11 protein-coding genes are annotated in these 12,431 nt (G+C 73.1%); 4 read left to right on the top strand and 7 right to left on the bottom strand.

Features of this window, described 5'->3' with window-relative positions; translation table 11 throughout:
- Position 1: 1 nt before the first annotated feature.
- Genes ACIBAF_RS06430 through ACIBAF_RS06420 form a run of 3 tightly spaced genes read right to left on the bottom strand, consistent with a single transcriptional unit; the run spans position 2 to position 3,422 of the window.
- On the bottom strand, positions 2–1,408 hold the full coding sequence (locus tag ACIBAF_RS06430) for a Y4yA family PLP-dependent enzyme (RefSeq protein ID WP_399461975.1): 1,407 nt from the start codon (positions 1,406–1,408) through the stop codon (positions 2–4).
- A complete protein-coding gene (locus tag ACIBAF_RS06425) occupies positions 1,405–2,436 on the bottom strand; it encodes an ornithine cyclodeaminase family protein (RefSeq protein ID WP_399461974.1) in 1,032 nt (343 codons plus the stop codon). The genes ACIBAF_RS06430 and ACIBAF_RS06425 overlap by 4 nt, the downstream gene beginning before the upstream one ends.
- On the bottom strand, positions 2,433–3,422 hold the full coding sequence (locus tag ACIBAF_RS06420) for a TauD/TfdA family dioxygenase (RefSeq protein ID WP_399461973.1): 990 nt from the start codon (positions 3,420–3,422) through the stop codon (positions 2,433–2,435). The genes ACIBAF_RS06425 and ACIBAF_RS06420 overlap by 4 nt, the downstream gene beginning before the upstream one ends.
- A 216-nt stretch (positions 3,423–3,638) precedes the next feature.
- Between ACIBAF_RS06420 and ACIBAF_RS06415 the strand changes: the two genes are divergently transcribed.
- The 4 genes from ACIBAF_RS06415 to ACIBAF_RS06400 are packed head-to-tail and all read left to right on the top strand — an operon-like array spanning position 3,639 to position 8,543.
- A complete protein-coding gene (locus tag ACIBAF_RS06415) occupies positions 3,639–5,195 on the top strand; it encodes an ABC transporter substrate-binding protein (protein ID WP_399461972.1) in 1,557 nt (518 codons plus the stop codon).
- Entirely contained in the window at positions 5,180–6,196 is a 1,017-nt protein-coding gene (locus ACIBAF_RS06410) for an ABC transporter permease (protein ID WP_399461971.1), read from the top strand. The genes ACIBAF_RS06415 and ACIBAF_RS06410 overlap by 16 nt, the downstream gene beginning before the upstream one ends.
- Complete coding sequence (locus ACIBAF_RS06405) at positions 6,193–7,014, top strand: ABC transporter permease (RefSeq protein ID WP_399461970.1); 822 nt, start codon at positions 6,193–6,195, stop codon at positions 7,012–7,014. Before ACIBAF_RS06410 ends, ACIBAF_RS06405 begins: the two co-directional genes overlap by 4 nt.
- Positions 7,011–8,543: an ABC transporter ATP-binding protein gene (locus ACIBAF_RS06400; RefSeq protein ID WP_399461969.1), complete on the top strand. Its 1,533-nt coding sequence runs from the start codon at positions 7,011–7,013 to the stop codon at positions 8,541–8,543. The genes ACIBAF_RS06405 and ACIBAF_RS06400 overlap by 4 nt, the downstream gene beginning before the upstream one ends.
- Before the next feature lie 97 nt (positions 8,544–8,640).
- Here ACIBAF_RS06400 and ACIBAF_RS06395 read toward each other — a convergent pair whose 3' ends face one another.
- The 4 genes from ACIBAF_RS06395 to ACIBAF_RS06380 all read right to left on the bottom strand — a co-directional run bounded on the left by ACIBAF_RS06395 (position 8,641) and on the right by ACIBAF_RS06380 (position 12,319).
- On the bottom strand, positions 8,641–9,249 hold the full coding sequence (locus ACIBAF_RS06395) for a dihydrofolate reductase family protein (protein ID WP_399461968.1): 609 nt from the start codon (positions 9,247–9,249) through the stop codon (positions 8,641–8,643).
- A complete protein-coding gene (locus ACIBAF_RS06390) occupies positions 9,246–10,124 on the bottom strand; it encodes a metalloregulator ArsR/SmtB family transcription factor (protein WP_399461967.1) in 879 nt (292 codons plus the stop codon). The genes ACIBAF_RS06395 and ACIBAF_RS06390 overlap by 4 nt, the downstream gene beginning before the upstream one ends.
- 84 nt (positions 10,125–10,208) lie before the next feature.
- The gene (locus tag ACIBAF_RS06385) at positions 10,209–11,570 is read right to left on the bottom strand and encodes a 6-phospho-beta-glucosidase (RefSeq protein WP_399461966.1); all 1,362 of its coding nucleotides are present in this window, start codon (positions 11,568–11,570) and stop codon (positions 10,209–10,211) included.
- Positions 11,567–12,319, bottom strand: a complete 753-nt coding sequence (locus tag ACIBAF_RS06380; protein WP_399461965.1) for a DeoR/GlpR family DNA-binding transcription regulator — start codon at positions 12,317–12,319, stop codon at positions 11,567–11,569. Before ACIBAF_RS06380 ends, ACIBAF_RS06385 begins: the two co-directional genes overlap by 4 nt.
- Between the last annotated feature and the right edge of the window lie 112 nt (positions 12,320–12,431).

The raw sequence follows: 12,431 nt of genomic DNA, 5'->3' as shown, positions 1-12,431 counted from the left end.
CTCAGAGGGGATGACGGTCGAGGCGCCAGCGGAAGGGGGAGGACTGCGACGAGAGGGAAAGCTGGGAGGCGCGGGAAAGCTGGGAGGCACGGGAGGGCTGGGCGGACGCCGACGGTTCGACGACGACCTTCGGCGGCAGCGGCAGCTCGTGGAACGGCGACTCGTTGGAGTCCATCTGGTAGCCCGCGGTGTTGAGGTAGACCAGGAGGTCGCCGACGGCGGGCCGGCGCGGGAAGGGGATCTTGCGCCAGGTCAGCATGTCCGACTCCAGGCAGGTGGCGGCCCCCACGCACGCCGGGTACGGCCCCGCGTCGGCGACCGGACCGGACCCGGCCGGCACGAGCACCGGGTCCGGCAGGAACTCGCTGTCGAACCACTGCTCGGACAGGCTGAGGCTGCTGCCGTCGACGGTGAGCACCGCGTACCCGTCGCGCTCCTTCACGCCCTGCACCCGGAACACGGTGAACCCTGCCTGGTCCAGCAGGGCCCGGCCCGGCTCCACGAGCAGCGTGACCCCGGCCGCCCGCAGCAGCGCGGCGAGGCTCGTGCGCTCACCGGCGGGGGCGGCCGCCAGGATCATCCGCAGGGCGTCGGCGCCGGCGACGGGGGAGTGGTAGGGGTAGAAGCCGCCGAAGGACTTCTCCGCGTGGAAGTGCTCGGCCCGCCGGCTCTCCTCGAAGCGCCGCCAGTCCTCGGCCGTCACGTAGTCGACGGCGAAGCCGCCGCCGACGCTGACCCGGTCGGCCCGCAGGCCCAGCTCACGGGCGCGCCCGCACAGACGGACCGACTCGGCGGCCAGATCGGCGCGTTGGCGGACGTCGTAGCCGGAGAGGTGGAAGCTGAACCCCTCCATGTCGACGGGGGCCTCGACGCAGCGCGTCAGGGCGCTCGCCAACTCGCCGTCGTCGAGGCCGAAGCGGCTGTGCGGCTGCTCCGGGGGCAGACGGCGCAGCAACACCCGTGCCGTACGCCCCAGTTGACGGGCCAGCGCGATCAGCCGGTCCAGTTCGTCGAGGGCGTCCACGGCGATCAGCGCGCCCTGGAGCACGGCGACGCGCAGCAACGCGTCCGTCTTGGCGGGGCCGGTGACGACGAGGTCCTCGCCGCGGACCCCCGCGGCCAGCGCCTCGCGCAGCTCCCCGTGGCTCGCCACGTCCACGCCGAGGCCGGCCACGGCCGCCCGTTCGGCGTAGACGGCCGCCTTGTTGGCCTTCTTGGCGTAGTACACCCGTCCGTCGACGCCCGCCTCGGCGAACACCTCCCGGAAGGCCGCCGCGTTGGCGTCGAAGCGCTCCGGGAACAGCACGTGGTAGGGGCCGCCGAGTCCGTGGCTCAGCTCGTGCAGCAGCGCGTCGGCCAGCAGCGAGCGCACCTCGGGGGTGGTGTGCGAGGGGAGCGCCGTGGTCATTTCCACAGCGGCACCGCCGTGCCGAGCCCCTGGGCGAGGGCGAGTTGGGCGAACCGGTGGCCGAGCGCGATGTCGGTGACGACGAGTCCGCTGTTGTACGCGAAGATCCGCTGCCCCGGGTCCGAGCGGCCGACGGCCCGGCCGGCCAGCACCTCGGGGAACTCGGCGTCCACGTCCCGCAGTTCACCGTTCGCGTCGGCCATGTCGGTGCCGGTGACGCTCATCTGGGCGGCGCTGGTGGCGATGACGCGGTCGGCCCGGTGCAGGGTCGAGGGCGCGATGCCGTAGCCGACGAGGATGGACAGCGCGGCCGGTTTGAGCCACTCCGCGTGCACGGACGCGGGGGTGTTGGGGCCGGCCGTGGCGAGCACGATGTCCGCGTCCTCGGCCGCCGCCCGCAGGTCGGTCACGACCTCTGCCTCCCGGCCGGGGAAGTGGGCGTGCAGCTGTTCGCGGACCGCCCGGATGCCGTCCGGGTGCGTGCCGAACAGCATCAGCCGCTCCAGGTCCGGCCGCGTGGTCAGCAGGAACGGCAGCGCCAGCCGTCCCTGCGTGCCGGTGCCGACGACCAGCGCGCTGCGGGCGCCCGGGGCGGCCAGTTCCCGGGCCAGCAGGGCCGAGACCGCCGGGGTGCGCAGGGCGCCGACCCGCCCGCAGTCCAGCATCGCGACCGGCAGTCCGCTCTCGTCGTCGTACAGGGTCAGCGTCGTGTAGTAGTGCTGCTTGTCGCGGTCCTCGTGCAGGCCGTGCTTGTACGACGTCTTCACCGCGACCACGCCCCGCACTCCGTCGCGGCCGAGCATCGCGTACGCCACGGAGTGGCCGTCCTCGGGCTTCACGGTGAGCTTGCGCGGGTTGTCCGACCTGCCGTCGGCCAGGGTGCGGTAGGCCTGCTCCACCACGGAGACCACATCGGACAGCGAGATGTCGATACCGGCCACGTCGCTGGTGCTGAGGATGCGCAGAGTCGTGTCGTCGGACGGCATGGTGCTCCCCCTGAGTGCCTGGTCGGAGTGGGTGTCGGTCACGCGAACGCCTCGACGGCCGCCTGGCCGTAGCCATGCTCGAACCGTTCGGCCTGCGGGCGGGTGCGGCGGCCGGGCACGCGCACGGAGGAACGTTTCAGCCAACGGTCCGTGCCGTCGTAGCGGGCCTTGAACGGGACCCGGCCGTGGACGACGAGGTCGTTGTCGACGACCAGGACGTCGCCCGGCGTCAGGGCCACCGCCACGGAGACGCGAGCGAGTTCGGCCTCCAGCCGGCCGTAGGCCGCGCGGTACTCCTCGGGCGCCTCGTCGAGAGGCGTGTAGGCGGGGTCGAAGCGCAGGGTCGGCCCGTCCGGGGACTGCCAGATCGTCGGTACGGGCGGCGGGGCGCCGTCGTAGCCCTGTGCTTCGGCGTAGGCGTCGTCGGGCAGGATCGGCAGCACCGGGCGGCCGAGCGACTCCAGGTCGTCCGCGTCGAGTCGGGTGTGGCGGATGCTGGCGGCCGTGGTGGCGACGGAGTCCGGGTTGCGCAGGCAGCCGAGGACCAGCAGATGGGCGCGGCCGGGGTGGAAGGCGTCCTCGGTGTGCGGGCTGAGCAGCACGTCGCTGCTGGCGCCGGTCTGCTCCTCCTCGTGTCCGGGCGAGGGCACGATGTTGTGCACGAACCGGCCCTCCTGCTGCCCCTCCCAGGCGAGGGGCGTGCCCATCACCGTGGACAGCAGGAGCAGGACCACGTCGTGCAGCGCGCCTGAGTTCCCGGCGGTGGACCAGTGGCCCGGGGTGGCGCCGAGCGCCTCGTCGTCGACGGGGAGGCCGCGCAGCACGAACAGTCCCTCGGCGGTGTCGACGGGGCGGCAGGCCTGCCGGACGTCGTCGCTCAACTTCGCTGCGGCGTCCGGGACTTGGGCGAGCAGTAAGGGGTGGGTGGCGACGCCCTCGAAGGCGTCGAGCAGGGCGCGGGCCGTGGTGAGCAGTTCGGTCACGGCGCGCGGGTGGAGCTGACGTACAGGCGTTGCTGCCGTCGGCATGGGTGATCCGTCCGTTCGATGCGGGTGGGGGGTGCGGGTGCTGGGCCTCCGGTGAGGGAGGCGGCGTCAGCCGGACGGAAACATAGCCAGCACACAGAAATTAGGCAAGCCTTACCTAAGTTGATCTAGATCACAGCCGTCATCCACTTGTATGATCGTCGTAATTCAGGGTAGGCAAACCTAAGCATGTGTCTCGCCTGTGAAATCGAGGACGAAGTGGACCTGACCAGACGTCAACTCCTGTGGGCCGGTGGCGCCATCGGTGCGACCGCCCTGCTGGCCGCCTGTGGAGGCGGCGATGACGCCGAGCCGGCCGGGTCCGCCACCGGCGGCTCGACCAAGCCGCGCAAGGGCGGCACACTCCGGGTCGGGGCCCTCGGCCGGGCCGGCGCCATCACCCGCGACCCGCACGGCTCGCAGGCCAACGAGAGCGACTACCTGATCATCAGCCTCGTATACGACGCGCTCACCGTGCCCGGCGCCAAGCCGAACACCGCGCCCCGGATCGCGGCCGGTTGGGAGCCGTCCGCGGACCTGAAGACCTGGAAGTTCAAGCTCGCCGCGGGGGCGAAGTTCCACGACGGCACACCGGTGACCGCCAAGGACGTCGTCTTCTCGCTCAAGCGGCTGCGGGCCACCCCGTCCGGCGCCTCCCGGCTGCCGGGCATCCAGGCGAAGAACATCACCGCCGAGGGCGCCGACACCGTCGTCCTGGTCTCCGACTACGCCAACGCCGAGCTGCCCCTGCTCACCCGCCTGACCACCTTCGTCATCCCCGACGGCACCACCGACAAGGACATCGCGAAGGCGCCCGGCACCGGCCCCTTCAAGCTCGACTGGTTCCGCTCCGGCAACGCCCGACTGGTCCGCAACGACGACTGGTACGGCGGCGACGTGCACCTCGACGCCATCGAGGTCAAGATCTTCGAGAGCCCCCAGGCCATGGCCAACGCCCTGCTGGCCGGCCAGATCGACCTGGCCTCCAACGTCGGCGCCGTCGCCGCCCGGACGGCCGCGTCCCGCAAGGACGTGACGACCGTCCGCCGCCCCAACGACATGGCGATGCCGATCGTCATGCGCACCGCCGACGGCCCCTTCGCCGACCCCAAGGTGCGCGAGGCGCTGCGGCTGGCCGTCGACCGCAAGGCCATGGTCGACCAGGTCCTCTCCGGCTACGGCACCGTCGCCAACGACGTCCTCGGCACCGGCGACCCCGCCTACGACAAGGGCATCCCGCAGCGGACCCGCGACCTCGCGCAGGCCAGGAAGCTCCTCGCCGAGGCCGGCTTCGACACCTCGAAGACCTACGAACTGATCACCACCGAGGACATATCCGGCCTCGCCGAGTCGGCCACCCTCTTCGCCACCCAGGTCCGCGAGGCCGGCGTGAAGGTGAAGGTCGTCAAGCAGGAGTCGGCCGTCTTCTGGGACAGGACCTGGCTCAAGGGCGACCTGTACACCACCTACTGGGGCACCAACGACTCGGTGGTCTTCTTCGCCAGCAAGACCATGGTCTCCGACAGCGGGCAGAACGAGGCCGGCTGGAAGTCCAAGGAGTTCGACGCCGCGTACCAGAAGGCCATCGGCACCGCCGACGCCGCCCAGCGCACCCAACTCCTCGCACAGCTCCAGCAGATCGAGCACAACACCTCCGGCTACCTCCTGTGGGGCATGGCCGACGGCATCGACCTCGCCGGGGCGAAGGTGCGCGGACTGCCCACCCTGCCCGGATACGGAAGGGTGCAGCTCCAAGGCGCATGGCTGGCCAGTTGACCCCCGACACCGCCGCGCCGGCCTCCTCCCGTCCGGGGAGGCCGGCGCGCGCCCCCGCCCCGGCCCGGCTCCTGGCCCGCCTCGGCGCCACGCTGCTGAAGCGGCTCGCTTTGCTGGCGCTGCTGCTCGCGCTGGTCTTCTGCACCGTCGAACTGCTCCCGGGCGACGCGGCGAACGCGACCTCCGAGCGCGGCGAGAGCGCCGCCGACCTCGCGGCGCGCCGTGAGCTGCTCGGCCTGAACCGGCCGGTCCTGGAACGCTTCTGGGACTGGATGACCGGCCTGCCCACCGGCGACCTCGGCATGTCCGCGCGCGGCGAGAAGGTCACCGACCTGCTCTCCCACGCGTTCCCCAACACCCTTCTCCTGGGCGGCATCGCCCTGCTGCTCACCGCGGTCCTGTCGCTCGCCCTGGGCTGCTGGGCCGCCCTGAAGCCGGGCGGCCGACTGGACCGGGCCGTGTCGGGCGCCGCGACCGCGGTCCTCGCCCTGCCCGAGTTCGTGGTGGCCGTCGCCCTGGTGCTGCTGCTGTCGCTGTGGACGGGCTGGCTGCCCGCCGTCACCCTCACCGGCGCCGACGGATCCCCCGCCTCCTGGGACATGCTCGTCCTGCCCGCCCTGGCCCTGACGATCCCGCAGGTCGGCTGGAACACCCGGATCGTGCGCGCCGCCCTCGCCGACGAGGCCCGCGCCCCGCACGTGGAGACCGCCGTCCTCGACGGACTCCCGCCCCACCGCGTCCTCACCCACCATGTGCTCCCCGGCGCCCTGCCCGCCGTCGCCGCGGGCCTCGCCACCTCCACCGGCATGCTGCTGGGCGGCGCGGTCGTCGTGGAGACCATCTTCAACTACCCCGGCATCGGCTCGGTCCTGGCCTCCGCCGTCACCGACCGCGACAGCCCGGTCATCGCCGGGGTCACCGCGCTGTCCGGCGCCGTCATCACCGGTGTCCTGCTCCTGGCCGACCTGGTCCGCGACCTCGTGACGGGAGACCGACGATGAGCGAGAAGACCCCGCGCACGGGCGTAGCGCTGCGCATCGCGCCCGCCCTCCTCCTGACGGGCCTCGCCCTGATCGGCCCCTGGATCGCCCCGCACGCCGTGGACGCCCCCGTCACCGCGCCCTACGCCGAACCCGGCTCCGCCGCGGTCCTCGGCGGCGACCAGCTCGGCCGGGACGTGCTCAGCCGACTGCTGGCCGGCGGCCGCGACCTCGTCCTGTCCTCCCTGCTCGTCGCGGCCCTGGTCACCGGCTCCGCCGCGATCCTCGGCGCGATCGGCGCCCTACGGCCGCGCGTCGGACGGCTGGTGGAACGCACCGCCGACCTGCTTATGCTGCTCCCGGCCGTGCTCGGGATCCTGCTGGTCACCCTGTCCTGGCCGGGCGGCGGCCGGCTCGCCGTGATCGCCGCCGCCGTCGTGCTCGGCGTGCCGTACGCCGTCCGGCTCGCCGCGAGCGCGGCAGCGCCCGTCGCCGGGGCGGGGTACGTGGAGGCAGCGGCCGCCGGCGGCGAACGCCTCTGGTACCTGGTCGTGCGGGAGATCCTGCCCAATCTGCACGCCACCCTGCTCGCCCTGTTCGGCCTGCGGTTCGTCGCCGCCGTGTACCTGGTGGCCACCGCGGGATTCCTCCAGGTAGGACCCCAACCCCCGGCCGCCGACTGGGCGTTGATGATCCGGGAGAACTCTCCCGGCATCCTCCTCAACCCCTGGTCCGTGATCGCCCCCGGCATCGCCGTCGGCCTGCTCGCCCTGAGCGTCAACCTCGCGGCCTCCGCCCTCGCACCCCAGACCGGCCGAAAGGCGGTGACCGTCCTGTGAGCCATGCGTCCGACCGGTACCCGAAGCGCGCGAGCACCCCGGACGACCCGCCGGCCGTCGAGGTCACCGACCTCACCGTGGCCGCCCCGGACGGCCGGCTCCTGGTGAAGGAGGCGTCCCTGACCGTCCGCCCGGGCCGGCTGGTCGCCCTCACCGGCCCCTCGGGCGCCGGCAAGACGACCCTGCTGCGCGCGCTCACCGGCCTGCTGCCGCCCGGCACCGCCCGCACCGCAGGCCGCGTCGACGTCCTCGGCCACGACGTCTTCGCCCTCCCCGAGAAGGAACTGCGCACCCTGCGCGGCACCCGCCTCGCCTACGTCGGGCAGGACCCCGGCTCCGGCCTCAACCCCCGGATGCGGGTCCGTGCCCTCGTCCGGGAACTCGCCGCCGACCGCGGCGCGGACGCGGTCGCCGCCCTCCTCGCCGAGGTCCGCCTCCCGGACGACGGCCGGCTCGCCGCCCGCCGCCCCGGCGCCCTCTCCGGTGGACAGCAACGCCGCGTGGCCCTGGCCCGAGCCCTGGCCCGCCGCCCCGACGTCCTCCTCCTGGACGAGCCGACCGCCGGCCTCCACCCCGAACTCCGGGACGAGATAGCCGAGTTGCTGTCCCATCTCGCCCGCGAGCACCGGCTCGCCGTCGTCTTCTCCTGCCACGACCCGGCCGTCGTCGAACGGTTCGCGGACGAGGTCGTGGAGCTCGGCGCCCCCCTGCCCGCACCGCGCCTCACACCGGCCGCCCGGGCGTCCGTCGCGCCCGCGGTCGAGGGGAGCGCGCCGGCCCTCGAAGTACGGGGCCTGCACGTGGCGTTCCGCGGGACGCCCGCCCTCACCGGCGTCGGCCTCACCGTCGCCGCCGGCTCCGCCGCCGGCATCGTCGGCGTCTCCGGCTCCGGCAAGACCACCCTCGTCCGCACCGTCGTAGGACTCCAGCGCAGCGCCTCCGGCACCGTGCACGTGGCCGGCGCCGCCGTGAGCACCGGCCTGCGCGGCCGCACCCGGGAGCAGCGGCGCGGACTGCAACTCGTCACGCAGAACCCGCTCGGCGCCCTGAACCCCAGCCGCACCGTCGCCGCCGCCGTGGGCCGACCGCTGCGTCTGCACCGACGCTGCCCCACCGGCGAGGTCCCCGAACGCGTGGCCGGACTCCTCGAACAGGTCGGTCTGCCGCCCGCGTTCGCCGACCGCTACCCGCACGAACTGTCCGGCGGGCAGCGCCAGCGGGTCGCCGTCGCCCGGGCGCTGGCCGCCGAGCCCGACGTCCTGATCTGCGACGAGGTCACCTCCGCGCTCGACCCCGACACCGGCCGCTCGATCATGGACCTGCTGACCGGGTTGCGTGAGCGGCACGGCATGACGCTCGTCCTCATCAGCCACGATCTGCCCCTCATCGCCGACCGCACGGACACCGTCACCGTGCTGGAAGCGGGGCGCGTCGTGGAGTCCGGACGCACCGCCGACGTGTTCCACGCCCCCCGACACGAGGCGACGCGGGCCCTGCTGGGCACGTACGCTCCCGCGGCCGGCCCCTGACGGGAACGGTCAGCCGCCGCGTCCGAACTCCTGCGTCTGCGCGGGGAGTCCACGACAGGCCGGCAGCGCCCGCAGTGACCTGACACAGGGCGGGGGTTCAGCGGACCCGGTCGTAGACGAGCGCCAACGTGCCGTGCTCGCCCGCCGTCTGGCCGGCCAGCGTCCACTTCCCTGCGGGCAGGCCGTCGTCGAAGAGGCGCGGCCCGCCGCCGAGGAAGACCGGGAAGACCGTGAGCGCCAGCCGGTCGACCTGGTCGGCCGCCAGCAGCGCCTTGATGACGCTCGCGCTGGAGAGCACGAGAATGTCGCCGCCCTCGGTCGCCCTCAGGTCCGCGACCGCCTCGGCGGCCGGCTTGTCGACGATCGTCGTCCGCTCCCACGGCGCCTCGCCGAGGGTGGAGGAGAGCACCACCTTGTCGGCGTCGACGAGCCACTTCGCGAAGGCCTCGTCGCGCGGGTCGGCGCCCTCCATGCCGATGACGGTGGGCCAGAAGCCGAGGAAGCCCTCGGCGTTGACCCGCCCGAGCAGGGCCGTCGTCGCCGGCTCCCAGAGGCTGGTCAGGTGGTCGCGGGCGACGTCGGTGATCGCGTACGGCATCACCCAGCTCATGTCCAGGGGGTTGTCCGGTCCGGCGTAGCGGCCGTCGAGGGAGAGGCTCATGTTGGTGACGACCCTGCGGCCGTAGGCGGCGGTCTGCCCGGTCATTTCGTGCTCCTTGTGTCCGTGTCGGCGCCGTCGGAGGCACCGGTGTCGTGGGTGTCGTGGACTTCCGCGGCGAGAGTCGCCGCGAGCTTGTCGAGGCTCTGACCGAAGCCGATCTCGATGCCCGCGACGAAGTCCGCGGAGTCGACGGTGCTGTCGGTGATCCGGTAGCGGACGTCGAGGTCGGTGCCGGTGCCGGTGCGCGTGAGTCCGAGCTCGACGTGCGAGGTGAAGGCGAGGCTCCCGTCGGGAAGCAGCGGGGAGAGCCGGTAGCCGAGGCGCTCACCCGCGTGTACCTCGTGGACGACGCCCTCGGCGCGCCCGGCGACCAGGTCGGAGCCGTCGGCGTCCTCGGCGTCGCGGTACTCCAGGACGACCCGCCCACCCTCGCGCGCCTCGAAGACGAGCTCGCTGACGCGGAGGTCGTCGGGCGTCCACCAGCGGGCGAGCAGGTCGGGCTCGGTCAGGTGGCGCCACACGAGCTCGGGGCTCCCCTTCAGTGACCGGAGGAACCTGAACGAGCGGCCGTCGGCCCACCCCGGCTCCTCGGCGGCCGGCCGCTCCGCCCGGAGGCTGAGCCCGTGGCGGTCGTAGGCCGAGCGTGGGCCGTCGGCCCGGTCCGCGATGTCGGCGAGCCTGCTGAGCTCGGCGGCCAGGCCCCGCAGGGCGGCGGACCGCAGCGCGTAGACCCGGCGCTGGCCGGTGCGCTGGGACGTGACGACGCCGGCCCGTTCCAGGGTCTGCAGGTGCTTGGTCGTCTGTGGCTGACGCGCCTCGGCCAGCTGGGCGAGAACCCCGACGGAGCGGGGCCGTTCGGCCAGCAGGCTCACGAGCCGCCAGCGCGCCGGGTCGGCGAGCGCGGTGAGAAGTGCGTCCATGACGGCTAGTATTCCTGACAGGGAATATTCGTGTCAAGGAATATAGATCGGGATCGGCCCACGTGACCGCCGCTCGGGCGAGTGTCAGCGGCCCAGGTAGGCGAGCTCGGGGAAATGCCGCTGGTAGGCGTCCAGCAGGCGCTTGGCGACGGCGTAGGAGTCGATCAGGGGGTGGATGGTCAGGGCCCTGACGGCGTGCGCGCGATCGCGGGTGGTGGCGGCCCGGATCACCGCGCGTTCGACGGCCTTGACCGAGCACACCAGACCGGTGCCGTGGTCGGGCAGCGGGGCGCCGGCGATGGGGTGGGCGCCGTTGCCGTCCACATGGCAGGGCACCTCGATGACGGCGTCGTCGTCGAGGACCGGGATCCGGCCGCGGTTGCGGACGTTGAGGATGAGGGTCGTCCGCTCGTCCAGGGCGATGGCCCGCATCAGGGCGAGGGCCACCTGCTCGTAGCCGCCGGACTCCAGATCGCAGGAGTCGCGTTCCCCCATGCCGACGGCCTCGCGGTTCTCGGCCATGTAGGTGACCTCGCGCTCCAGCCGGGTCGCGTCCCAGGCGTTCCAGGCCGCGCGGGGCGCCGGCGCGGCGCCGGCGACGGCGCCCAGGGAGTCGTAGAAGTGCTGCTGCTGGGAGTGGAGGAAGGCCCCGCGGGTCTGCTCGGCGGCCCCCGCCGAGCGCACCGACTCGCGGCTGAAGTAGTAGTAGTGCAGGTACTCGTTGGGCATCGCGCCGAGCGTGCGCAGCAGGTCGGCGCCGAAGAGTTTGCCCTCCTCGAAGGAGGTCAGCGCGGCCTCGTCCGCGAACAGGGACGGCAGCAGGTCCCGGCCCTCGGCGTACAGGCCGCGCAGCCAGCCCAGGTGGTTCAGACCCACGTAGTCCAGGCGGACGCGCGCCGGATCGACGCCGAGCGCCCCGGCCACGCGGCGGCCGAGGCCCACCGGGGAGTCGCAGATCCCGATCACCCGGTCCCCGAGATGGGCGGTCATCGCCTCGGTGACCAGGCCGGCCGGATTGGTGAAGTTGATGACCCAGGCGTCGGGCGCCAGGGCGGCGATGCGGCGGGCGATCCCGACCGCCACCGGGACGGTGCGCAGCCCGAAGGAGACGCCGCCCGCGCCGACGGTCTCCTGGCCCAGCACGCCTTCCGCCAGCGCGATGCGTTCGTCCGCCGCGCGGCCGGCGAGCCCGCCGACGCGGATGGCGGAGAACACGAAGTCCGCTCCGGTGACCGCCTCGTCCAGGTCGGTGGTGGCGGTGACGGTCGGCGGGTCGGGATGCCCGGCCGCCTGGTCGGCGAGGACCTTGCGGATGGTGTCCAGCCGGGAGGCGTCCAGGTCGTACAGGGTCACCTCGGTGACGCGTCCCTCGCCGCGGTCGCCCAGCAGCGCCCGGTACACCAGCGGGACCCGGAAGCCGCCGCCGCCCAGGATCGTCAGTCTCATACCTCGACCACCTCGACTCCCGCCTCGCGCAGGCGATTACAGGTCTTCGCGTCCCCGGGCGCGTTGGTCACCATGACGTCGAGCTCCTCGGGGCCGCACACCCGGGCCATCCCGGTGCCGGGGAACTTGCCGGCGTCCGCCACCAGGACCACCTGGGCGCTGGCGGCGATCATCGCCCGCTTGACGGGCACCTCGACCGCGGTGGTGTCCAGCACCTGTCCGTCGGGGCGGACGCCGCTGGTGCCGAGGAACAGCCGGTCGGCGTGGACCTGGCGCAGGTTGTCCTCGGTGAGGAAACCGACCAGCGAGCGGTAGTCCCGCCGCACCACGCCGCCCAGCAGGATCAGCTGGACGTCCTTGTCGTCCTGGAGCTCCTCGTAGACGGCGAGGTTGCTGGTGATCACGGTCAGGGACCGGCCGCGCAGATGGCGGGCCACCCGGTGAGCGGTGGTGCCGATGTCGAGCAGCACGGTCTCGCCGTCCCTGACGAGGTTTGCGCACCAGACGGCCAGGGCGTCCTTCGCCTCGACCCGGACGCCGGCCACGTCGGCGAACGGGTCGTCCTCGCCCACGACGGGGGCGGCGCCGCCGTACACCCGCTTGAGCAGGCCCTCGTCCTCCAGTTGTGCCAGGTCGCGCCGGATCGTGGCCTGACTCGCCCCGACCTTGTCGGCCAGAGCGACCACCGAGGTGGGCCCGTCCGCACGCAGAGCGCGCAGGATCAGCTGATGTCTTCGGTCAGGGAGCATGCGGCAGACCATACTCGCGAACTCGCCAAACTCAAGCAAAGTCGCGCATGAATGTCTCGATATCTGCTTGACCCTTGTCAAACCCGCGCACTGGGTGCACTCTCTTGCGTAA

The organism is Streptomyces sp. NPDC051677 (genome assembly GCF_044453465.1).
Taxonomy (GTDB): Bacteria; Actinomycetota; Actinomycetes; order Streptomycetales; family Streptomycetaceae; genus Streptomyces.
The sequence above is the reverse complement of the archived record's forward strand: the minus strand, read 5'-3'. Positions and strand labels throughout refer to the sequence as shown.

Coding starts and splice junctions, on each gene's coding strand:
- ACIBAF_RS06430 (WP_399461975.1), bottom strand. CDS start 1,408: ATGACCACGGCGCTCCCCTCGCACACCACCCCCGAGGTGCGCTCGCTG.
- ACIBAF_RS06420 (WP_399461973.1), bottom strand. CDS start 3,422: ATGCCGACGGCAGCAACGCCTGTACGTCAGCTCCACCCGCGCGCCGTG.
- ACIBAF_RS06410 (WP_399461971.1), top strand. CDS start 5,180: ATGGCTGGCCAGTTGACCCCCGACACCGCCGCGCCGGCCTCCTCCCGT.
- ACIBAF_RS06395 (WP_399461968.1), bottom strand. CDS start 9,249: ATGACCGGGCAGACCGCCGCCTACGGCCGCAGGGTCGTCACCAACATG.
- ACIBAF_RS06385 (WP_399461966.1), bottom strand. CDS start 11,570: ATGAGACTGACGATCCTGGGCGGCGGCGGCTTCCGGGTCCCGCTGGTG.
- ACIBAF_RS06380 (WP_399461965.1), bottom strand. CDS start 12,319: ATGCTCCCTGACCGAAGACATCAGCTGATCCTGCGCGCTCTGCGTGCG.
- ACIBAF_RS06390 (WP_399461967.1), bottom strand. CDS start 10,124: ATGGACGCACTTCTCACCGCGCTCGCCGACCCGGCGCGCTGGCGGCTC.
- ACIBAF_RS06405 (WP_399461970.1), top strand. CDS start 6,193: ATGAGCGAGAAGACCCCGCGCACGGGCGTAGCGCTGCGCATCGCGCCC.